Raw genomic sequence first — 20,593 nt, forward strand, 5'->3', positions numbered from 1 at the left:
ACGCCGGCTTGCGCCCGCGCTTTACGTCACTGCGCTTCTTTTGTTCCATGAGAACCGTCCGCTCGTGAGACCTACGGCAGATTCTACAGGTTTGTTTTATTTTGTCGACACCCTCTGAGAGGCTGAGAAAAATCGCCCGCCTACTGCGACCGTCGCCAAACGCCCGTGCCGGCGGCGCGCCCCGGACGCAAGAACGCCGGCGCAAGGCCGGCGTTCTTGCTGAAGATGGCGCCCGAAGTTGGACTCGACGCCCCCTGATTGACAGTTCGTTGCCAAATCAACATGTCAGGAAAAAGCCTGGCAGCCTGACGAAGGCCCGAAAAGCTAAAGGCGTTTTGCAATCAGAAGCTTGGCAAAGTCCAGCGAAAGGCCAGCGGGCTGAGCGGTGTACCGCAAAGCGGCGGCAATCACCTCGTCTTCTCGGCTACAGCCAGCGGCAGGAAAAGCTTGCGCGGCGAGCTGGGAAACTCGATGAAGCCGTGATGCCGGTAGAAGGCCGTGGCAGCGTCATCCTTGGCGTCCACCACCATCGCATAGGACGCCACTTCGGATCGGATCGCGCGTTCCAGTGCATCGGCCAGCAGCGCACCGCCAAGCCCTTGACCCTGGCATGTGTGGTCAACTGCCAGCCGCCCCAACCGGACTGCCGGCACCGTGGGGTAGCGTGGCAGCTTCTTGCTGACACTCTTGGGCAGATCAGCCAGCAACACGCTCGCCGACGCCAAGGTGTAATAGCCCGCGATACGGCCATCCTCGGCGATAGCCGCGAAACACGCGGCGATGCGACGACGTACATCCTGGCCAGCCTGCTCATGCAGGTAATGATTCAGCGGGGCAGATCGGCAGTCGAAAGCCTTCCGGTCGTGATGTGCGGCGTCCAACCGCACAAGCGTGAATGGTGCGCGACGCACTCAGTCGGCGCTGCGCAGCAACTTGGCTCGACGCGCGTAGGCTCGCTTCAGTGTGGGAGCGCGGCCAGGCGGTGACAGCAACGCCTGAGCAAAGCACTCCTGATCGGCCCGCGACAAGCGGATGACCTCGGCCCGCTCGATAGCCTGCCGTGCCGCGTCGCGGACGGCAGACACGACGAAGTCTGTCACTGTCCGCCCCTCAAGCTCAGCGGCGCGCTTCAGCTGCGAGCGCAGCTCGGTGCTGATTCTGGCTTCAAGGCGTGCTGTAGTCGTTGTGGCAGACATGCGGGTTACCTCCGCAGCCATCCTACGGCAAATTGCCGTACAGCAGCAACCAGGCTCCAGCCCGCCGACCAGCGAACCCCGGCTTTTTTACACGCGAATTTACACACAGCCAAAAGCAACAAGGCCCTGCATCGCTGCAAGGCCCTGTCAGATATGGCGCCCGAAGTTGGACTCGAACCAACGACCCCCTGATTAACAGTCAAGTGCTCTAACCAGCTGAGCTATTCGGGCGTGAGCTGCGTAGTTTGTCGAGCGAGGCCGGGACTGTCAAGACACCGGCCACCTCGTTTTCGCTCAGGCCGCGCGTACCCGATAACAGGGCTCGTAAGCCGTGCCGCCGGGCAGCTTCATGCGGTGCTGTGCCACGAATGCCTGCAGCAGTTCGTCGAGCGAACGCATGATGTCCGCCTCGCCGTCGATGTCGAACGGACCGTGCTGTTCGATGGCGCGCACGCCCTCCTCCTTGACGTTGCCGGCGACGATGCCGGAAAACGCCCGGCGCAGGTCCGCGGCCAGCTCGTGGCGCGGACGCTCGCGATGGATCGCCAGCGAACGCATCGCCTCGTGGGTCGGGCGGAACGGCACCTGGAAGGCGAACGGGATGCTGAGCGCCCAGTTGAAGAAGAACGCATCCTTGTTGTCCAGGCGGTGGTTGCGCACCTTGTCCACGCCCTTGACCATCGCCCGCGCCACCGCCGCCGGATCGTCCACCACGATCTGGTAGTGCTGCGCCACTTCCTCGCCCAGCGTCAGCCGCAGGAAGCGATCGATCTGCTCGAAGTAGGCGGCCGACTGCCGCGGCCCGGTGAAGATCAGCGGGAACGGCACACCGGCGTTGTCCGGATGCAGCAGGATGCCCAGCAGGTAGAGGATCTCCTCCGCCGTGCCCACGCCGCCGGGGAACACGATGATGCCGTGGCCCATGCGCACGAAGGCCTCCAGGCGCTTCTCGATGTCCGGCATGATCACCAGCTGGTTGACGATCGGATTGGGCGACTCGGCCGCGATGATGCCCGGCTCGGTGATGCCGATGTAACGGTTGTTGCGTCGGCGCTGCTTGGCGTGGGCGATGGTGGCGCCCTTCATCGGCCCCTTCATCGCGCCCGGGCCACAACCCGTACAGATGTCCATGCCGCGCAGGCCGAGCTGGTAGCCCACCTGCTTGGTGTATTCGTATTCGTCGCGCGAGATCGAGTGGCCGCCCCAGCACACCACCAGGTTCGGGTCGATCTGCGGCTTGAGGATGCGCGCGTTGCGCAGGATCTCGAACACCGCGTGGGTCAGGCCCACGGTGTCGTCGAGATCGAAACCGCCCTGCTCCAGCTGGGTCGACACGTAGACGATGTCGCGCACCACCGCCACCAGCAGTTCGTTGATGCCGCGGATGATCTGGCCGTCCACGAAGGCCTGGGCCGGTGCGTGCGTGAGCTCGATCTTGATGCCGCGATCCTGCTGCAGTACCTGGATGTCAAACTCGGGGTACTGCTCGAACATCGAGCGCGGGTCGTCGCTCATGCTGCCCGAGGTCAGCACGGCCAGTGCGCAGCGTCGCAGCAGCGCGTGCATGCCCGAACCGCTGGCATCGCGCAGCCGCGCCACTTCGTTGCGCGAAAGAATGTCCAGGCCACCGGCGGGCGAAATGCGCGCGCTGACGGTGGCGGCCTTGCCGGCAACGCCGGCGTGAATCTCGTTCATCCGCAAACTCTCCTGCCGCTGACGACCCACTGCCTCATGCAGCGCCGTGGCGGACCGCCAAGCATCCCCTGCCCTCATGTCGCGGTCAAGGCAATAGAAAGCCGGCGCCCTCGCGGGCGCCGGCTCGGTTCGCGTCACGACCCGGTCAGAGGATCAGAAGGTGTACCTCAGGGTCAGCATCGCCGACCAGCGCGACACCACGCGGGTCGGGTTGGAGCCCGCGTCGTACTGGATCAGCGGCTGCGGCTGGTAGTTGCCGTTCTTGTCCGTCGGCAGGAAGTACACGTACTGGCCGTTCGCGTTCACGCCGTTGTAGCCGGCCAGCGTGCGGGTGCCGTACTGGGTGTACGTGGTCTGGCCCCAGTTCTTGTCCAGCAGGTTGAGGAAGTTGTAGACATCCAGGCGCAGCACGCCCTTGTTGCCCTTGAAGATCCCCGGCACTTCCTGCGAGAAGCTCATGTCCAGCTGGTTGATCCACGGTGAATGCGCGCCGTTGCGGTTGGCGATCTGACCGCGGTGGCTGTTGAGGTAATCGTTGCTGGAAATGTAGTCCTGGAACTGCTGGACCACCTTCGGATCGGTCGTGCCATAGCTGACCAGCGGGTCGTTCACGGTCGGGATGTAGGCCGGATCCTCGTACGTGATGCCATCGCCATTGACGTCGCCGGAGAAGATCCAGCTGTACGGGTTGCCGTCGCGACCGGTGTAGAACGCCGAGACCGAGGTCTTGTAGTCGCCGAAGAACGCGTGCTGCCAGGTCAACGCCACCTTGACGGTCTTGGCGATGTTGCGGTCGGCGATGCCGGCCACTTCGTCATTGGCGTTCTTGCGCACCACGTACTTGTAGCCGGAGTATGCCTGCGAGCTGTTGCCCGGATTGACTTCGGTGGCGTGGTTGAGCGTGAAGCTCACATTGCCGGACCAGTCGTCGGAGAACGGCTTGGACAGAGCCAGGGTCAGGCTGTCTGACTTGCCCTTGCTGGTATTGGTCAGCAGCGTGGAATCCTGCGCAAACGCCCGATTGCGGTTGTATGCCGCGTCGCGACTGTTGGCCTTCTCACCCGGGGTCTTCCAGTACTGTGCGCGGCCGTCCGGCAGATAGCCGGTCGGGGCGCCGATGTTGATCGCCTGGTAGAAGATGGCGTTACGCGCCTTGATGTGCTGCAGCTCGACCGACCCGATCATGCCCCACCACGGCAGCTCGCGATCGAACGCCAGCGTGGCCTTCCACACGGTCGGCAGCTTGAAGTCCGGAGAGATCGTGTCGACCACGCCCGCTGGCGGGTTCTGCGCGCTGGTGGGGATGTTCTGCGCGTACGGGTCGGGGCTGAACGCTGCGCTGGCCGGATCGAACGAGGAATAGCTCGTGACCGTCAGACCGTTGTTCTGGTACGGATTGGTCATCCACACGGTCGGCGGGAAGGTCTGGAACAGGCCGAAGCCACCGCGCAGTTGGGTCATGCGCTCGGTGTCGAAGCTGTAGTTGAACGCGAAGCGCGGTTCGACCACCTTGTTCCTGGTGCCGAGCTTGGTGTTGTTCGGGTAACCGAACGCCTGCTCGAACTTGGCGTTGTAGACCGGCGCGTGGTCCGCATGCGGAATGTCCACGCGTACGCCGTAGGTCACCGACAACGCATCGTTGACCTGCCAGGTGTCCTGCAGGAACGGGCTGTACTGGCTGTACACCCACTTGGCCGCCACATCGCTGAGCGTATAGCCGGCCGACGGCTGGTACAGGAAGTACGAGTCATACTGGGCGTTGGCAAAGTTCTGCAGACCGTAGAACGTGTAGTTGCCGTGCTCGGTGCGACCGAACAGGTTGTAGATCTGGTCGCGCTGGTAGTCGATGCCGCCCTTGACGGTGTGGTCGCCCAGATACAGCGTCCCAGCGAGGAACGCGGTCCACTTCTTGGTGCTGATCGCGTTCTCGTGGCGGTATTGGTCCTCGCCCAGGTTCACCGACGGGCCACGACCGGACGCATCCAGGTAAACCTTCACCTGCGGCTGGTTGATCGCATTGCCGGCCAGCTGCTCGAACGACTGATAGCTGATCTTCGCCTCGGTGGAGAAGTTCTCGGTCCAGTCGTCATAGAACTGGATCGCGGTGTTCTTGGTCAGGCTGCTCTTGGTGTACCAGTAGCTGCTCAGACCGATCTGGTTCGAGCTGTTGCCCTGCACGATCGGCTGGGTTTCCTTGGTGTACTGGTAGGTCAGGCTGGCGCGGTGGTTGTTGGAGATGTTCCAGTCCAGCTTGGCCAGGTAGCGCTTGTCTTCCAGCGTGGTGCTGCCGGCACCGAAGGTACCCGGCTGCAGGCCCAGCGCCTTGGCCGTGTCGATCACCTTCTGCAGATCTCCGGGGGAGATCTTGTTGGAGGTCGACGCGCCGCTGCCCAGCGAGGGATCGAGGCCGTTGGCCGAGTCGGCGCCGATGCCTGTGGTCTTTTCCTGCTCGGCCGATACGAAGAAGAACAGCTTGTCCTTCACGATCGGGCCGCCCAGCGTGATGCCGCCGGTCCAGTCGCGCTTGTAGCCGGTGTACTTGTAGCCGGGATTGCTGCTGTCCAGCCAGCCCGCGTCGCCCACCAGCTTGTTGGCGTTGCGATAGGCGTAATAGACCGAGCCATGGAATTCGTTGGTGCCCGACTTGGTCACCGCATTGATGTCGGCGCCGACGGTGTCGGAAATCACGTCGAAGTTGGCGGTGGAGATGTTGTATTCACCGATGGTGTCCACCGAGATCGGCGAACCCTGGTACGGCAGGCCGTTGGCATTCAGGCCGAACGGGTCGCCCTGCGAAATGCCGTCGACGCTGATGTTGTTGTAGCGGTTGGGCAAACCGGCCGCCGAGATCGAGCCGTCGCCCTGGTCGGTGACGTTGATGCGCGGGTCGAGGCGGGCGATGTCGTCGATCGAACGGTTGCCCTGCGGAGTGGCCTCCAGCTCACGCTGCGACACGTTGGTCGACAGCCCCTTGTTGTCGGGGTTGAAGGTCTGCGCCAGGGCGGAGGCCGACACGGTCACCGCGCCGAGGTTCTTCGCCTGTGCGGCGCTGGTCACCTGCAGGTTGATCGAGGAGGTCTGGCCCAGTTGCAGGTAGACGTTGTCCTGCTCGGCGCTGGTCACGCCTTCCTTCGAGGCGGTGATGTCGAACGGACCGCCCACGCGCAGGCCCTGCGCGGCATAGCGACCGTCATTGTCGGTGGTCACCACCTTGGTGGTACCCGACGGCTCGTGCACGATCTGCACGGTGGCGCCAGCAACCGGCTGCCCCTGGGCGTCCAGCACGCGGCCGGTGACGGCCGACGAGGTCACGTTCTGGGCGAGCACCGGCGCGGTCGCCAGCAGGCTCGCAATGGCAAACGGCAGGACTTTGGTACGGATTCGATTGTTCATTCGGTATCGACCCTATGGTTCGCAACGGAAATCGGTAAACCCGAAAGCAAGAACGTACGAAGACCCGGCCACAGCCAGGTGTCGAGGACGATGATGCTTTTCCCGGGATGTTGGTGACGCTGGTGTCGGTGACACGGGTTGCGGCGGGTCCACCCCACCTGCCAACTGTTTGTTAAACCGAGTTTAACGACAGTGTATGACACATTTGTAACGAATTCACTGCATGGACGGAACATCTCCCGGGGAGCCTGTCGGGCTGCCATGGGGGATGCGCCAGCGCTCAGCCCCTGCCTAGGTAGCGCGCCCGCTTGGCCGGCTTGAGATTGGCCAGATCCAGCATCACCAGGCCATCGACGCAACCGGAAAAACCGGGATCCTCGCCGAAATCGAGGAACTGCACGCCCCGTGGCTCCACCAGATCGACGTACTGGCGATAAAGCACCGGCAGGCTGACGCCCAGGGCGTCGAGATGGTGCTTGAGCTTGCCCAACCCCTCCGCGGGCTCCAGCCCGGACAGCACCTCACGCACCATCTGCACGACGTCCTGGGAGACCACGAACGGCTGGCGGGCCGATGCTAGCCCCGGCGTCCCGAAATAGTACTGGTGGGCTGCGGCGATCCATTCGCGCGCCTCGCGCGGCAGCTTGACCGACATGCTCACCGGACCGAATAGATAGCGAAGTTCCGGATGTCGCTGCAGATACAGGCCGATGCCCTGCCACAACTGGTCGAGCGCACGGGACTTCCAGTACGCCGGCGCGATGAAGCTGCGCCCCAGTTCCAGGCCCTGCGCCAGCCGCGATTCCAGCGCCGGCGAGTAATTGAACAGGCTGGAGGTGTAGAGCGCCGCCATGCCGCGCTCGGCGATGATTCGCCCGCCGTGCCCGAAGCGATACGAGCCGACGATGCGCAGCGCCTTGGGGTCCCACAGCACCAGGTGCTCGTAATACGCGTCGTAGGCGTCCAGGTCGCGGCGCGCGCCGGTGCCCTCGCCGACCTTGCGGAACGTGAGCTCGCGCAGGCGGCCGATTTCCCGCAGCACGACGCTGTCGGCCGAGCCCTGCAGCAACAGCACCTGCTTGCCGTCGGCGAGATCAGCCAGCTTTTCCGCCTCGGCAGCCAGTCCGGCCACCAAGCGCTCGGTCGGCTCCGGGTGCGCCAGCGGCGCCTGGCCGCCGAAGATCAGGCCGCGGTGGCGGCCGACCCGGTAGACGTGGCGGCGCATCAGCTTGGCCGCCTGTGCCGGATCGCCGCCGCTGCGCTGGGCCAGTTCCTCCGCACTCACCAGCGCGCCGACGCTGAAACCGATGCGCTGCTGCCGCGCCAGGGTCACCGCCTCGCGCGGCAGCATGGCGGTGGACAGCGGCTTGGCGAACATGGACACGCCGTAGAAGATCGCCGAATTGCGCGCCGCGACATGGATGGGCAGCACCGGCGCCTTGCTGCGCAGGGCCAGCCGCGCGAAACCATCGGACCACGCGCCATCGCGCAACCCACCAGGCCCCAGCCGCGACACCTCGCCGGCCGGAAACACGATCAGCGCCTCGCCGTTGTCCAGCGCGCGGTAGATGTTGCGCATCTTCGACGCGGCGCCCTTGCCGAATACGTCCACCGGGAGCAGCAGCGGACGCAGCGGCTCCACCAGCGCCAGCCAATCGTTGCCAAGGATGCGCACGTCCGGCCGCACCGACCCGACCAGATGCAGCAGTGCCAGCGCATCGAGCATGCCCAGCGGATGGTTCGCCACCGCCAGCAATGGACCGTCGACCGGAATGTTCTCGCGTTCGCGCGGGCTGACCCGGTAGCTGGCGCCCAGTTCGTCCAGCGTGCGGTCGACGAAGGCCAGACCCTGCACGCCCCCCACGGCCTGGAGCACGCGGTTGAACCCGGCCTCGTCGGCCAATCGGCCGAGCATGCCGGCCACCGGCCGAAGGATACGCGGGTGCTGAGCGAGCCACGGCAGGCGCTCGACGAGGCTTTTATCGATGCTGAGCATGACCGTCCCCTGGAGTGCCTGCATGCTGGCGCCCAATTATGACAGCCGCTCGACGGCCCGGCCTACGGAGGATTTCAGACAGTCAGGTGCAGGTAAGCCGCCACGCCGCCCAGGAACATCTGCACCGACAGGGCGATCAGCAGCATGCCCATCACCCGCTCCAGCGCGGTGAGCACGCTCTCGCCCAGCCAGCGGAACAGGTAGGTGGAGCTGAGCAGGATCGCCGAGGTGGCCAGCCATGCCAGCACCAGCGCCACCGCCCAGTCGGCGGTGCGGCCGGGCTGGGTGTTGGTCAGCAGCAGCAGCGCCGCCATGGCCGAGGGGCCGGCCACGCCGGGAATCGCCATCGGCACGATGAACGGCTCGCCCTGCCCCGGCTTGCCGAAGATGCCGCCGCCGTCGGCCGGCGGAAACACCATGCGGATGCCGATCAGGAACAGCACGATGCCGCCGGCGATGCTGATCGACTCCTGCCGCAGCTGCAGCGCCTTGAGGATCAGCTGCCCGCCGACCAGGAACCCCAGCAGCACGCCCAGCGCGATCAGCAGCTCGCGCACCATCACCACGCGGCGGCGGCGCGGCGGCACGTCCTTGAGCAGGCTCAGGAAGAACGGGATGTTGCCCAGCGGATCCATGATCAGGAACAGCAGGATTCCCGCCGACAAGGTGGTCATCTGCGCTTCCATGGATGCAACCCCTGAGTCTCGATAGGACGCGTGTCTTGGTGAAACGCCCGGATGGGCGCCGAATGCGGCCGGTCAGGCCTTGCGCAGATCCAGCACCGCGCCGCGTGCGGCGGCGCCCTGCGGACTGAGCAGATGGACCACCGCCTCGGCCGCGTCGTCCGGCGGCGGATGGCGCAGCGTATCCTCGCCGAAGTACGCCTCGCGGCGCAGCGCGGTGCGCATCGGTCCGGGCAGCAGGCACTGCACGCGCACGCTGCCGCGGTCGTTCTCCTGATGCAGGATCTCGGCCATGCGCTCCAGCGCCGCCTTGGAGGCGCCGTAGGCACCCCAGTGCGCCCGCGAGAGCAGCTCCGGATCGTCCAGCACGAACACCACGGCGCTGTCGGACGCCTTCGCCAGCAGCGGCAGGCACGCCTGGGTGAGCGCGAACGGCGCGGACACGTTCACGTGCATCGCGCGCAGGAACTGGTCGGGCTTGTGCATGGCCAGCGGCGTGAGGCCGGGAAAGCTCACCGCCGCATGCACGATGCCATCGAGCCGCCCGAGGTCGCGTTCGATGCCGTCGGCCAGGGCTTCGTAGTCGGCCGGCGTGGCGCTCTCGATGTCCATCGGGTGGATCACCGGTTCGTGCAGTTGCTCCCGCAGCATCGCGTCGTACAGCTGCTCCAGCTGGCGCTTGCGCCGCCCCGTGATGATCACCGTGGCGCCGGCCCGTGCCGCCGCCTTCGCCGTGGCGGTCCCCAGGCCGCCGCAGGCGCCGGTGACCAGCACGACCCGACCGGCGAGCGCAGCGGCCGGCAGCGGCGCGCGCTCGGTCACTCGCGGCATCGTCATCCGTGCAGCGCCCCAAGCACGTCGCTGGTCATGCGCTCCAGCTCGCCGGCGGCATGCAGGTCTTCGATGATGTCGCAGCCGCCGATCAGCTCGCCCTGGATGAACAACTGCGGGAAGGTGGGCCAGTTCGCGTAGTGCGGCAACGCGGCGCGGATCTCCGGATCGGCCAGCACGTTCACCGCATGGAACGACGCCCCCGCCGCCTGCATCGCCTGCACTGCACGGCTGGAGAAACCGCACATCGGATACTGCGGCGTGCCCTTCATGAAGAGCACCATGGGGTGCCCGGCGAGCACGGCCCTGATTCGTTCGTTGACGTCCATAGCTCGGGATTTCATCACTACAATGCAGGCAAGGCGCTAGTGTATCAGCCGCTTCCCCGGCGCCGCTCGGGCGCGGACGCAAGCCCATTCCCCTCTTAAGCCAACGTCAAGGAGCCAAAGTCATGGCGATCGAACTACCCGCCCTGCCCTACGAAAAGAATGCCCTCGAACCGCATATCTCCGCCGAGACGCTGGAGTACCACTACGGCAAGCACCACCAGGCCTACGTCACCAACCTCAACAACCTGATCAAGGGCACCGAGTTCGAGAATGCGCCCCTGGAAGACATCGTGAAGAAGTCCTCAGGCGGCGTGTTCAACAACGCCGCCCAGGTGTGGAACCACACGTTCTACTGGAACTCGATGAAGCCCAGCGGCGGCGGCGAGCCGAGCGGCAAGCTGGCCGACGCGATCACCAAGGCGTTCGGCTCGTTCGAGAAATTCAAGGAGGAATTCACCAAGTCGGCCACCGGCAATTTCGGTTCCGGCTGGACCTGGCTGGTACAGCGTCCGGACGGCTCGCTCGGCATCGTCAACACGTCGAACGCCGCCACGCCGATCACCGGCAGCGACAAGCCGCTGTTCACCGCCGACGTGTGGGAACACGCCTACTACATCGACTACCGCAACGCCCGCCCGAAGTATCTGGAGGCGTTCTGGAACCTGGTGAACTGGGACTTCGCGGCGAAGAACCTGGCCTGATTTCGCTATCACCCATGAAAAAGCGGAGCCGTCACCGGCTCCGCTTTTTTTGTGCCCGCCGTTCGCTCGCGCCCGGATCAGTCGCCGAAGGCACCACGCACGGCCGCCACCGGCCGCTCCCAGCCGATCACCCGGGCAAGCGCCTCGGCCCGTTCCACCAGCGTCGAGGCATCTGGCGCGCACACCGTCGCATGACCGACCTTGCGACCCGGCCGTGCCTGCTTGCCGTAGTCGTGCCAATGGCCGTCGACGGTACGCAATACCGGAGCGGGGTCAGGCAGCGCGCCGATCCAGTTGAACATCAGCGAGGCGCCGCGCGCGCCGGTGTCGCCCAGCGGCAGGCCGAGCACGGCGCGCACGTGATTCTCGAACTGGCTGGTGTGGGCCCCTTCGATGGTCCAGTGCCCGGAGTTGTGCACGCGGGGCGCCATCTCGTTGCCGAGCAGTTCGCCGTCCTTCACGAACAACTCCAGCGCGAACACGCCCACGTAGTCGAGTCGTTCGGCGAGCGTACGCGCCAGCGCGGCGGCGCGCGGCTGCAGCGCGTCGATGTCCGGCGCCGGGGCCAGGCTCAGGCTGAGCACGCCGTCGGTATGCCAGTTGCGGGTGAGCGGCCAGGTGCGGAATTCGCCGTCGCGACCGCGCACGGCCAGCACCGACAACTCGCGCTCGAACGGCACGAAGGCTTCCAGGATCAGGCCGTGCGCCGCGGCCTGCGCACCCAACGCCGCCCACGCCGCGTCGGCATCGTCCAGGGTTCGCAGACGAAATTGGCCCTTGCCGTCGTAGCCCAGCCGCCGCGTCTTGAGGATCGCCGGGGCGCCGGTGACGGCCAGCGCGCGGCCCAGATCCGCGCGCGTGTCCACCGGCACGAATTCCGGAGTGGCCAGGCCGCACTCGCGGAACAGGGTTTTCTCGGCCAGGCGATCCTGCGCCGCCGCCAGCGCCCGCGGATTCGGAAACACCGGCACCCGTTCGGCCAGCCAGTGCGCGGTGTCGGCCGGCACGTTCTCGAAATCGAAGGTCACCACATCGACCTTGGCGGCAAATTCGGCCAGTGCCGCGTGGTCGTGCCAGTCGGCCACCACCAGCGGCGCCACCTGCCCGGCGCAAGCGTCCGCGGAACTGTCGACCACCAGTGCCTGCACGCCCAGCGGCGCACCGGCGATGGCCAGCATGCGTGCCAGCTGTCCGCCACCCAACACCCCGAGCACCGGCTGACGACGCTCGTTCATGCGCGCGGGTCCGGGTGATCGAGCACGTTGCGGGTCTGGCGTTCGCGATAGGCGTCGAGCGCCTGCGCCAGTGCCGGATCGTGCAGCGCGAGTACGGCGCAGGCGAGCAGCGCCGCGTTCACCGCTCCGGCCCGGCCGATCGCCAGCGTGCCCACCGGGATGCCCGCCGGCATCTGCGCGATCGACAGCAGCGAGTCCATGCCGTTGAGCGCCTTGGACTGCACCGGCACGCCGAATACGGGAAGACGGGTCTTGGCGGCCAGCATGCCCGGCAGATGGGCCGCGCCGCCGGCGCCGGCGACGATCACCTGGATGCCACGCTGCACCGCCTGCTCGGCGTACCGGAACAGCAGATCCGGGGTGCGGTGGGCCGACACCACCTGCACCTCGTGGGCCACGCCCAGCTCGGCCAGCAGCTCGGCGGCATGCTGCATGGTCTCCCAGTCCGAACGGGAGCCCATGACCACGCCCACGCGCGGCGGCAATGCAGTTGTCGTCATGGCTGGACCGTCCAAAAGCCGTTATTGTAAGGGCTTTCCCCGGCACCGACACCCGTTCCCATGGACAAGCGCCTGCTCGACATCCTCTGTTGCCCGGTCAGCAAGACCCCGGTCCGGCCGGCCACGCGGGCGGAGCTGGAAGCGGTGAACCGGGCCGTCGCTGCCGGCACGCTGCAGACCGTCGGCGGTGCCGCGGTGAGTCGCCGGCTCGACGAGGCCCTGATCACGACGGACGGCAAGGTGATCTACCGGGTGGACGACGGCATCCCGGTGATGCTGCCCGAGGAGGGCATCGGCACCCTGCAACTGGACGACCTGCCGGCAGGCTGAGCCCGAAACTGCCGTCCAGCGCATGACACGACGGTCGATTTCGGCTTATTGTCTGCGCTCGTGCGGCCGTTGCGGCGGCTGATGTCCAGGGGGCCTCGCCTCGGGAGGCGGCGATGAAAGACGCCATCGAACCTAGCAAGATCGTCAATCTCAGCCAGCGCCCGGAATCCCCCGAGCGCCTCGGCGCGCTGGTGCATGCCGTGCGCGACACGGCCAGCCGGCGGCTGCAGGGTCTGCTCGGCAACATGTTCGAGCACGTTGACGATGCCCTGTTCGACCTGGCCGAGAAGGCGGAAAACAACGCCGCCCAGATGCACTACTTCGACGGCATGCGCGAGGTGCGCAAGCGTCGGCCGGTCGTCGAGCGCGCCTACCTGGCGCAGTTCAGCCGCGACTTGACGGAATTTGCGGCCAATCGCCGCGGCGCCGCCCCCGAGGCGGCGGCGACACCGCCGGGCAACGTCGAGCTGAGCCTGGTGGGCGAGAGCGAACTCGAAGAGTCGCTGGCCATTACCAGCATGATCAGCAAGAACGCCTCGCGCATCACCCGCGACCTGTTCGCGCTGAACCAACGCCTGGCCGTGATCTGTGGCGGCATCGAGGTCGACGACACCAACAATCCGGTGGGGCCGGCGGCGCTGACGCAAGCCTTCCGCCAGGCCATGCGCGAACTGTCGGCCGACATGCGCGTGAAACTGATCATCTACAAGCTGTTCGACCGCTACGTGCTGTCCGGCCTGGAGGAGCTTTACCAGGAACTGAACACCGAACTGATGCGGGCCGGCGTGCTGCCGCAGCTGCGCCACGGGATCGCCCGCAACAGCGCGTCCCAGACGGCCGCCGGCGGGGCCGCCGGGGCCGCCGCCCGCGCCGCGGCCGGCAGCGAGGTGACGGCCGAGGAGGCCGGCAACCTGCTCGATACCCTGCATGCGCTGTTCAACGCACGCCGCGCGGGGCACGACCTGTCCGGTATCGGCGCGCCCGTCGCCGGCAACCGCGCGCTGCCCACCGCCAACGAACTGCTCGGTGCGCTCAGCGTGCTGCAGAGCCAGATGGCCGGCCAGGGACTCGTCGGCGCCGGCGCCGCCAGTGGCGTGGCCGCCGGTGCCGGTGGCGGCATGACGGAGTCCGACATCGCCCACGAAGTGGCCGCACTGAAAGAGCATCTGCTCAACCAGCTCGGCTCGCTGCGCGGCGAGCGTCCGCACCAGATGTCCTCGATCGACGAGGACACCATCGATCTGGTGGGCATGCTGTTCGAGTTCATCCTCGAAGACCGCAACCTGCCTGCGCAGATGCAGGTGCTGCTGGCGCGCCTGCAGATTCCCTACCTCAAGGCGGCCATCCTCGATCGCCGCCTGTTCGCGCACCGCCAACACCCGGCGCGCCGCCTGCTCGACAGCCTGGCCGAGGCGGCCAAGGGCTGGTCGGACGAATCGGACAAGGACCGCCGGCTCCACGACAAGGTGAAGTCCATCGTCGAACAGCTGCTGCACGAATTCGACGACGACATGGGCATCTTCGACCGCCTGCTGGTCGACCTGCACGAATTCCAGGAGCTGTCGCGCAAGCGTGCCGAGCTGGCCGAGCAGCGCGTGGCCGAGTCCACCCGGGGACGCGAGAAGCTGGAGCTGGCACGCCGCCGCGCAGCGCGCGAGATTCTCGAGCGGATCGACGGCCGGCCGATTCCACCGCTGGTCCACGGCGTGCTCGCCCGGGCCTGGGCCAACTATCTGGTGCTGATTCTGCTGCGCCAGGGCGAGGACTCGCCCGAGTTCGCCGATGGCCTGCGCTTCGTCAACGAATTCGTCGCCAGCACGCGTCTGGGCAGCGACGCGGAAAGCCGGGCGACACTGCGCCAGATGCTTCCGGGCATCGAGCGGGCATTGCGCCGCGGCCTGGCCAACGTGGCCTTCCAGGAGCACGACATCGAACGGCTGCTCGACCAGTTGCATGCCTACTACCGCCAGCAGCTCGGCGACGAGCCCGCGCCCGCCACAGTGGCCGGACAGGTGCCGCCGGCCATACCGGAAAGCATCCAGTCCATCGTCGACGCCACCCAGGCAACCGCGCCGCTCGCTGCCGACGAAGCGGACGAGCCGCTGGAGATGCTGCCGCCTGAAGTGCTCGAACAAATGGATGCAGTCCACGCCATGAAACCCGGCACATGGATCGAGTTCTGCCCCGCCGGAGCCGCCCCCGAGCGCGCCAAGCTGTCGTGGATCAGCCCGATGAGCGGGCGCTATCTGTTCGTCAATCGCCGCGGCTTGAAGGTGGGCGACTTCGCTCCGCAGGAACTGGCCGCCTCGCTGGCCGACCGCAGCGCCCGCATACTCGCCTCCAATGCCTTCTTCGACCGCGCCATGGATGCCATCGTGGGCCGACTGAGCCAGCCCGCCACCGATGCGCCGGAGCCCGGATGAGCCACGGCGAACGCTACTCTCCGCCGCTGACCGAGCAGATTCGCCTTGATGTGGAGCGCGCCTTCGCCGAAGACGTCGGCGCAGGAGACGCCACGGCGGACCTGCTGCCCGAATCCGGCTTCGCCACGGCGGTCCTGACCTGCCGCGAGCATGCCGTACTGGCGGGGCGGCCCTGGTTCGACGCCTGCTTCAGACAGCTCGACCCGGACGTACGCATCGAGTGGTTGCATCAGGACGGCGACATCCTCGCTGCCGATCGCGCCATCTGCACCCTGCACGGTCGTGCCCGCGCCCTGGTGACCGCCGAACGCTCCGCGCTCAACTTTCTGCAGCTGCTCTCGGGCACGGCCACGGTGACCGCGCGCTACATGGCCGCGCTGGCCGGCACGCGCACGCGCCTGCTCGATACCCGCAAGACTCTTCCGGGGCTGCGACTGGCGCAGAAGTACGCGGTCCGCTGTGGCGGCGGCGGCAATCACCGCATCGGCCTGTACGACGGCGTGCTGATCAAGGAAAACCACATCATCGCCGCCGGTGGCATCGCCGCGGCGATGGCGGCGGCGAGGCGGTTGCATCCCACGCTGCCGCTGGAAGTGGAGGTGGAAGACCTCGACGAGCTCCGCGCGGCACTCGCCGCAGGCGCCGACCGCATCATGATCGACAACTTCGACCTGCCCGCCATGCGTGAAGCGGTGCGCATCGCCGCCGGTCGGGCCTCGCTCGAAGCGTCGGGCAACGTCGATCTCGATACCATCGGCGCGATCGGCGCCACCGGCGTGGATTTCGTCTCGGTGGGAGCCCTGACCAAGCACGTGCGCGCGGTGGACCTGTCGCTGCGCCTGCGCCTGGACTGACGGCACCCGCGGCACCCTTGCGCAGCCTGCGGCCCGCACACACACTGCCGGGATGGGCAACCTGCACGACCTGCTTTTCCTGCTTGTCATCGGCGGCATCATCACCGCTTGGATGAAGCTGGCGCGGGCACGCGAAGTGGCCGTGGCGGCCGCCCGCAGGCATTGCGAATTGCATGGGCTGCAGTTGCTCGACGAAACGGTGGGCCTGCGCGCCCTGCGCCTGCGGCGTATCGACGGCGAGCGTCGACTCGAGCGCGGCTACGGCTTCGAGGTCAGCGTCGATGGCGAGGATCGCGAGCCGGCCCGGCTGTGGATGATCGGCCAGCAGGTCAGCGGCCTGAACCTGCCGACGGTGCAGTGGTTGGCAGGAGCCGGCGGCGACGCACCGCACGCGCCGCACGGACCGCGGGAAACGCCCCGGAACCCGGTCGAAAACGGCACCCACGGCAATGTCGTTCCGCTGCGCCGGCGGCAACCCGGCAACAGCGACCCGTCGTAGGTTCGCCACCAGGCAACGCGGGCGCGGCCGGGGCGCTCTACTTGACCACGCGCAGATGGGGCGCACCGCGTCTGGGCGGAGCGTCTTCGGCACCGCCTTCCGTCCCACCCGCGGGCTCGCCCCCGTTTCCCGGGGGTGGCGGTACCTCGCCATCGCCATCCTCGGCCGGGAACATCATGCCCTGGCCGTTTTCCTGCGCGTACACTGCCAGTACGGCCTGGAGGGGGATCAGGATCGACTGGCTGACGCCGGAAAAGCGGGCCTGGAAGCTGATCCATTCGTTGCCGAGATCGAGGTTCGCCACCGCTCGCATGGCCAGATTGAGTACCACCTGGCCGTTCTTGACCACCTGTGGCGGCACGCGCACGCCCTCCCGACCGGCGTCGACGAGGATGTACGGCGTGAGGTTGTTGTCGGTGATCCAGTCGTAGATCGCCCGCAGCAGGTAGGGGCGATTGGAGGTCATCGCGGGAGCTTCGCCGTGGGTCATGGTCAAGGCCGCATGGCCTTTTCCTCGGCGGTCAGGCTGCGCGCATAGCCCTGGCTGTGGAACAGACGCTCGCCATAGTCGAGGATCGGGCGCCCTTCCTTGCCCAGATCCACGCCCAGCCACGGCAGCCGCCAGACCACGGGCGCCACCAGGCAGTCCGCCAGGCTCATCTCGGGATTGAGGAAGAACCTGGCCGCCTTGAACAGCGGCAACGAGGACAACAGCTGCTCGCGCAGGCGCCTGCGGGCGGCGTCGGCCGGCCGACCACCGGCGCGGATGATCTCCACCTCCGGCAGCCAGTCGCGCTCGATGCGCACCGCGGCGAGGCGCAGGCGGGCCCGCGAGAGCGGGTCGATCGGCATCAACGGAGGATGCGGATAACGCTCGTCCAGGTACTCGCAGACCACCGACGTGTCGTACAGCGTGAGGTCGCGGTCCACCAGCGTGGGCGTGCTGGCGTAGGGATTGAGATCGACCAGGTCCTCCGGCGGCTTGCCGGGTTCCACCATGACGCGCTCGTAGCTCACGCCCTTGGCGGCGAGCAGCAGGCGGACCCGGTGACACTGGATGTCATCGGCGGTGGTGTAAAGGGTGAGCACCGTACGCGAGCGGGCGCTTTGAACCATGCGCAATCTCCCCAGCTAACAACAGAATGCGGCGGCTCATGGCCGCCGCACGCTTGCCACTGTCGTCCCGATCAGTGGACGTCTTTCCAGTATTCCTTCTTGAGCAGGTACGCCAGGAAGGTGAAACCGGCCAGGAACAGCAGCACCCAGATGCCGTAGTGCTTGCGCTGCAGTGCGGCCGGCTCGGAGGCGTATTCCAGGAAATTGGTCAGGTCGCGGGTGGCCTGCTGGAACTGGGCCGGCGTCATGGTGCCCGGCCTGGACAGCTCCAGCTTCTCCACTTCCTCGCCGCCGTCCTTCTTCACCGCCGTCTGCACGCCCTGCAGTTCCCACAGCGGGTTCGGCATCGAAGCGTTCGGGAAGACGGTGTTGTTCCAGCCGACCGGACGGCTCGGATCGAGGTAGAACGAGTTGAGGTAGGCGTAGACCCAGTCGGCGGTCTTGGCGCGGACTTCCAGCGAGAGATCCGGTGGGGCCTTGCCGAACCACTTGGCGGCATCGGCGGCCGGCATGTGCGACTCGATCGTCTCGCCGTAACGGGCACCGGTGAAGTTGAGGTTCTTCATCACCTCTTCTTCGGACAGGCCCAGATCCTCGCCGATGCGCGAGTAGCGCATGAACTTCAGCGAATGGCAGCCGACGCAGTAGTTGAAGAACAGCTTGGCACCGCGCTGCAGCGACGCCTGGTCGCCGATGTTGGTCCCGGCCGACGGCAGGCCGCCTGCTTCCGAGGCCATCGCCGACATGCTGCCGACCAGCAGCCCGAGCGCCAGTGCGATCGTGGAGAAATAACGCTTAGTCATGCATCGTCACCCGTTCCGGAACCGGCTTGGTGGTCTCCCAGCCCAGGCGCGTGTAGAGCCCGAGGAAGACGAAGAAGCCGAAGTAAATCAAGGTCATCGCGCGGCCGAACAGGGCTTCCCAGGACGTCACGTCGACGTTGCCGAACCATTCGGGAATCACTTCCGCCGTCACGCCGGCACCGACGGCGCCGAGCATGATGAAGGACAACACGAACAGACCCAGCGCCACCTTATAGCCGGTGCCGCGATAGCGGATCGACTTGACCTGTCCGACGTCGATCCAGGGCATCGCGAACAGCAGGGCAATCGCACCGAACATCCCCAGCACGCCCCAGATCGCCGTGCCCATGAAGGACGGGATCATGCGCAGGATCGCGTAGAACGGGGTGAAGTACCACACCGGCTTGATGTGTGTCGGCGTCACCAGGTTGTTGGCCGGAATGAAATTGTCGTGCTCCAGGAACCAGCCGCCGAAGGTGGGCGCGAAGAAAATGATGAAGGCCGCGATCAGCAGGAAGAAGCCCACGCCGACCAGATCCTTCACCGTGTAGTAGGGGTGGAACGGAATGCCGTCGGCGGGCTTGAGCGCGTCCCAGCGGTTGCCCTTCGGTCCCTTCTTGATCTCCATGCCGTCGGGGTTGTTCGAGCCCACCTCGTGCAGCGCGGCGATGTGCAGCACCACCAGCAGCAACAGCACCAGCGGCAGCGCGATCACGTGCAGCGCGAAGAAACGGTTGAGCGTGGCATCTGCCGGGATGTAGTCGCCCATGATCCACTGCACCAGCGCGTCGCCGATGTAGGGGATGGTGCCGAACAGCGAGATGATCACCTTGGCACCCCAGAACGACATGTTGCCCCACGGCAGCACGTAGCCCATGAAGGCCTCGGCCATCAGCACCAGGAAGATCAGCATGCCGAGGATCCACACCAGCTCGCGCGGCTTCTTGAACGAGCCGTACATCAGGCCGCGGAACATGTGCAGGAACACCACGATGAAGAACAGCGAGGCGCCGGTGGAATGCATGTAGCGGATCAGCCAGCCCCACTCCACGTCGCGCATGATGTACTCGACCGAGGCGAACGCCTCGAGCGCGCTGGTCTTGTAGTTCATGGTGAGGAAGATGCCGGTGACGATCTGGTTGACCAGCACCAGCAGCGCCAGCGAACCGAAGTAGTACCAGAGGTTGAAGTTCTTCGGCGCGTAGTACTCGGTCATGTGCTTGCGGTACGCCGGCATCATGTTCGGCGCGCGCTCGTTGACCCAGTCGCCGATGCGGGTGAATACGCTAGCCATCAGCCGGCCTCCTTCGGATCCACGCCAATCTGGATGGTGGTGTCGTTCACGAAGTGATACGGCGGCACCTGCAGGTTCTTCGGTGCCGGAACGCCGCTGAAGACGCGACCGGCCATGTCGTAGCGCGACTTGTGGCAGGGGCAGTAGAAGCCACCTTCCCAGTTCGGGTCGAACGGCTCGGGTTTGATCTCGGGAAAGAAGTCCGGCACGCAGCCCAGGTGGGTGCAGATGCCGACAACCACCAGCCACTCGGGCTTGATCGAGCGGGTTTCGTTCTGGGCGTACTTCGGCTGCTGACCGGCGGATGCACCGTCGGACCTGGGATCGACCAGGCGCGGGTCAACCTTCGGCAGCGTGGCGAGCTGGGCCGACGTGCGGTTGACCACGAACACCGGCAGGCTGCGCCACGGGAAGGTCACCTTCTGGCCTTCCTCGATCTTGCTGATGTCCACGGTTACCGGAGCACCGGCCGCCTTGGCGCGCGCGCTCGGTTCCCACGTCTTGATGAAGGGCACGGCTGCCACAACGACTCCCGCTCCACCAACCACCGCAGTGGTTGCTGTGAGGAATCGGCGGCGGCCGTGATCGACGACTTCGTTCGCCATCAGGCTCTCCGGAACTTGCAATGCCATTGAGGTGCGGACCGGTGCAAAATCCGGCACCCGCAAAAATCACGTTAGTGTAGCGTCAGCCCCTGCCCCGTACAATCAAATCG

General features: G+C 66.3%; 20 protein-coding genes and 1 tRNA gene. 5 read left to right on the forward strand and 16 right to left on the reverse strand.

Annotation, left to right across the window (positions count from 1 at the left end):
* Positions 1-407: 407 nt before the first annotated feature.
* The 9 genes from ACO2Q2_RS15595 to grxD all read right to left on the reverse strand — a co-directional run bounded on the left by ACO2Q2_RS15595 (position 408) and on the right by grxD (position 10,123).
* Positions 408-911: a GNAT family N-acetyltransferase gene (locus tag ACO2Q2_RS15595; protein ID WP_423257018.1), complete on the reverse strand. Its 504-nt coding sequence runs from the start codon at positions 909-911 to the stop codon at positions 408-410.
* Positions 912-1,196 (reverse strand): DUF1778 domain-containing protein, encoded by a 285-nt coding sequence (locus tag ACO2Q2_RS15600; RefSeq protein ID WP_423257020.1) that lies wholly within the window; start codon positions 1,194-1,196, stop codon positions 912-914.
* A 154-nt stretch (positions 1,197-1,350) separates the two neighbouring features.
* A tRNA-Asn gene (locus ACO2Q2_RS15605) sits at positions 1,351-1,427 on the reverse strand.
* Positions 1,428-1,490: 63 nt separating this feature from the next.
* Positions 1,491-2,891: a nucleotide 5'-monophosphate nucleosidase PpnN gene (ppnN, locus tag ACO2Q2_RS15610; RefSeq protein ID WP_423257022.1), complete on the reverse strand. Its 1,401-nt coding sequence runs from the start codon at positions 2,889-2,891 to the stop codon at positions 1,491-1,493.
* Between the two features lie 153 nt (positions 2,892-3,044).
* Positions 3,045-6,284: a TonB-dependent receptor gene (locus ACO2Q2_RS15615; RefSeq protein ID WP_423257024.1), complete on the reverse strand. Its 3,240-nt coding sequence runs from the start codon at positions 6,282-6,284 to the stop codon at positions 3,045-3,047.
* Between the two features lie 280 nt (positions 6,285-6,564).
* Positions 6,565-8,280, reverse strand: coding sequence for a GNAT family N-acyltransferase (locus ACO2Q2_RS15620; RefSeq protein ID WP_423257026.1), 1,716 nt, complete (start codon positions 8,278-8,280; stop codon positions 6,565-6,567).
* A 74-nt stretch (positions 8,281-8,354) separates the two neighbouring features.
* Positions 8,355-8,954, reverse strand: a complete 600-nt coding sequence (locus tag ACO2Q2_RS15625; RefSeq protein ID WP_423257028.1) for a YhgN family NAAT transporter — start codon at positions 8,952-8,954, stop codon at positions 8,355-8,357.
* An 84-nt stretch (positions 8,955-9,038) separates the two neighbouring features.
* Positions 9,039-9,794 carry an SDR family NAD(P)-dependent oxidoreductase gene (locus tag ACO2Q2_RS15630; RefSeq protein ID WP_423257030.1) on the reverse strand — a complete coding sequence of 252 codons (756 nt, stop codon included), beginning with the start codon at positions 9,792-9,794 and terminating at the stop codon, positions 9,039-9,041.
* A 2-nt stretch (positions 9,795-9,796) separates the two neighbouring features.
* Positions 9,797-10,123, reverse strand: coding sequence for a Grx4 family monothiol glutaredoxin (gene grxD, locus ACO2Q2_RS15635; RefSeq protein WP_423257086.1), 327 nt, complete (start codon positions 10,121-10,123; stop codon positions 9,797-9,799).
* A 122-nt stretch (positions 10,124-10,245) separates the two neighbouring features.
* On the opposite strand from grxD, the gene sodB reads away from it, so the two are divergent.
* Positions 10,246-10,824 carry a superoxide dismutase [Fe] gene (sodB, locus tag ACO2Q2_RS15640; RefSeq protein ID WP_423257032.1) on the forward strand — a complete coding sequence of 193 codons (579 nt, stop codon included), beginning with the start codon at positions 10,246-10,248 and terminating at the stop codon, positions 10,822-10,824.
* A 77-nt stretch (positions 10,825-10,901) separates the two neighbouring features.
* Here the strand turns inward: sodB and ACO2Q2_RS15645 are convergent, their stop codons facing one another.
* Both ACO2Q2_RS15645 and purE read right to left on the reverse strand, forming a co-directional pair.
* Positions 10,902-12,059: a 5-(carboxyamino)imidazole ribonucleotide synthase gene (locus ACO2Q2_RS15645; protein ID WP_423257034.1), complete on the reverse strand. Its 1,158-nt coding sequence runs from the start codon at positions 12,057-12,059 to the stop codon at positions 10,902-10,904.
* Positions 12,056-12,559 carry a 5-(carboxyamino)imidazole ribonucleotide mutase gene (purE, locus tag ACO2Q2_RS15650; protein WP_423257036.1) on the reverse strand — a complete coding sequence of 168 codons (504 nt, stop codon included), beginning with the start codon at positions 12,557-12,559 and terminating at the stop codon, positions 12,056-12,058. Before purE ends, ACO2Q2_RS15645 begins: the two co-directional genes overlap by 4 nt.
* A gap of 60 nt (positions 12,560-12,619) precedes the next feature.
* Between purE and ACO2Q2_RS15655 the strand changes: the two genes are divergently transcribed.
* The 4 genes from ACO2Q2_RS15655 (at position 12,620) to ACO2Q2_RS15670 (ending at position 16,665) form a co-directional block, all read left to right on the forward strand.
* Positions 12,620-12,889, forward strand: coding sequence for a Trm112 family protein (locus ACO2Q2_RS15655; RefSeq protein WP_423257038.1), 270 nt, complete (start codon positions 12,620-12,622; stop codon positions 12,887-12,889).
* Positions 12,890-13,002: 113 nt separating this feature from the next.
* Positions 13,003-15,312, forward strand: a complete 2,310-nt coding sequence (locus ACO2Q2_RS15660) for a DUF1631 domain-containing protein (protein ID WP_423257040.1) — start codon at positions 13,003-13,005, stop codon at positions 15,310-15,312.
* Entirely contained in the window at positions 15,309-16,166 is an 858-nt protein-coding gene (gene nadC / locus ACO2Q2_RS15665) for a carboxylating nicotinate-nucleotide diphosphorylase (protein WP_423257042.1), read from the forward strand. The genes ACO2Q2_RS15660 and nadC overlap by 4 nt, the downstream gene beginning before the upstream one ends.
* Before the next feature lie 52 nt (positions 16,167-16,218).
* A complete protein-coding gene (locus ACO2Q2_RS15670; protein ID WP_423257044.1) occupies positions 16,219-16,665 on the forward strand; it encodes a DUF3301 domain-containing protein in 447 nt (148 codons plus the stop codon).
* Between the two features lie 37 nt (positions 16,666-16,702).
* Here ACO2Q2_RS15670 and ACO2Q2_RS15675 read toward each other — a convergent pair whose 3' ends face one another.
* The 5 genes from ACO2Q2_RS15675 to petA form a co-directional block, all read right to left on the reverse strand.
* Positions 16,703-17,131: a ClpXP protease specificity-enhancing factor gene (locus tag ACO2Q2_RS15675; protein WP_423257088.1), complete on the reverse strand. Its 429-nt coding sequence runs from the start codon at positions 17,129-17,131 to the stop codon at positions 16,703-16,705.
* A 26-nt stretch (positions 17,132-17,157) separates the two neighbouring features.
* A complete protein-coding gene (locus ACO2Q2_RS15680; protein ID WP_423257046.1) occupies positions 17,158-17,781 on the reverse strand; it encodes a glutathione S-transferase N-terminal domain-containing protein in 624 nt (207 codons plus the stop codon).
* Between the two features lie 71 nt (positions 17,782-17,852).
* Complete coding sequence (locus tag ACO2Q2_RS15685; protein ID WP_423257048.1) at positions 17,853-18,584, reverse strand: cytochrome c1; 732 nt, start codon at positions 18,582-18,584, stop codon at positions 17,853-17,855.
* Positions 18,577-19,878 (reverse strand): cytochrome b, encoded by a 1,302-nt coding sequence (locus ACO2Q2_RS15690; protein WP_423257050.1) that lies wholly within the window; start codon positions 19,876-19,878, stop codon positions 18,577-18,579. Before ACO2Q2_RS15690 ends, ACO2Q2_RS15685 begins: the two co-directional genes overlap by 8 nt.
* Positions 19,878-20,483, reverse strand: coding sequence for a ubiquinol-cytochrome c reductase iron-sulfur subunit (gene petA, locus ACO2Q2_RS15695; RefSeq protein WP_423257052.1), 606 nt, complete (start codon positions 20,481-20,483; stop codon positions 19,878-19,880). Before petA ends, ACO2Q2_RS15690 begins: the two co-directional genes overlap by 1 nt.
* Positions 20,484-20,593: the final 110 nt, after the last annotated feature.

The sequence above is a fragment of the Dyella sp. KRB-257 genome, from assembly GCF_049445995.1.
GTDB lineage: Bacteria > Pseudomonadota > Gammaproteobacteria > Xanthomonadales > Rhodanobacteraceae > Dyella_A.

Coding starts and splice junctions, on each gene's coding strand:
- grxD (WP_423257086.1), bottom strand. CDS start 10,123: ATGGACGTCAACGAACGAATCAGGGCCGTGCTCGCCGGGCACCCCATG.
- ACO2Q2_RS15630 (WP_423257030.1), bottom strand. CDS start 9,794: ATGCCGCGAGTGACCGAGCGCGCGCCGCTGCCGGCCGCTGCGCTCGCC.
- ACO2Q2_RS15675 (WP_423257088.1), bottom strand. CDS start 17,131: ATGACCTCCAATCGCCCCTACCTGCTGCGGGCGATCTACGACTGGATC.
- petA (WP_423257052.1), bottom strand. CDS start 20,483: ATGGCGAACGAAGTCGTCGATCACGGCCGCCGCCGATTCCTCACAGCA.
- ACO2Q2_RS15620 (WP_423257026.1), bottom strand. CDS start 8,280: ATGCTCAGCATCGATAAAAGCCTCGTCGAGCGCCTGCCGTGGCTCGCT.
- ACO2Q2_RS15655 (WP_423257038.1), top strand. CDS start 12,620: ATGGACAAGCGCCTGCTCGACATCCTCTGTTGCCCGGTCAGCAAGACC.
- ACO2Q2_RS15600 (WP_423257020.1), bottom strand. CDS start 1,196: ATGTCTGCCACAACGACTACAGCACGCCTTGAAGCCAGAATCAGCACC.
- ppnN (WP_423257022.1), bottom strand. CDS start 2,891: ATGAACGAGATTCACGCCGGCGTTGCCGGCAAGGCCGCCACCGTCAGC.
- ACO2Q2_RS15615 (WP_423257024.1), bottom strand. CDS start 6,284: ATGAACAATCGAATCCGTACCAAAGTCCTGCCGTTTGCCATTGCGAGC.
- ACO2Q2_RS15680 (WP_423257046.1), bottom strand. CDS start 17,781: ATGGTTCAAAGCGCCCGCTCGCGTACGGTGCTCACCCTTTACACCACC.
- ACO2Q2_RS15670 (WP_423257044.1), top strand. CDS start 16,219: ATGGGCAACCTGCACGACCTGCTTTTCCTGCTTGTCATCGGCGGCATC.
- ACO2Q2_RS15685 (WP_423257048.1), bottom strand. CDS start 18,584: ATGACTAAGCGTTATTTCTCCACGATCGCACTGGCGCTCGGGCTGCTG.
- purE (WP_423257036.1), bottom strand. CDS start 12,559: ATGACGACAACTGCATTGCCGCCGCGCGTGGGCGTGGTCATGGGCTCC.
- nadC (WP_423257042.1), top strand. CDS start 15,309: ATGAGCCACGGCGAACGCTACTCTCCGCCGCTGACCGAGCAGATTCGC.
- ACO2Q2_RS15660 (WP_423257040.1), top strand. CDS start 13,003: ATGAAAGACGCCATCGAACCTAGCAAGATCGTCAATCTCAGCCAGCGC.
- sodB (WP_423257032.1), top strand. CDS start 10,246: ATGGCGATCGAACTACCCGCCCTGCCCTACGAAAAGAATGCCCTCGAA.
- ACO2Q2_RS15645 (WP_423257034.1), bottom strand. CDS start 12,059: ATGAACGAGCGTCGTCAGCCGGTGCTCGGGGTGTTGGGTGGCGGACAG.
- ACO2Q2_RS15625 (WP_423257028.1), bottom strand. CDS start 8,954: ATGACCACCTTGTCGGCGGGAATCCTGCTGTTCCTGATCATGGATCCG.
- ACO2Q2_RS15690 (WP_423257050.1), bottom strand. CDS start 19,878: ATGGCTAGCGTATTCACCCGCATCGGCGACTGGGTCAACGAGCGCGCG.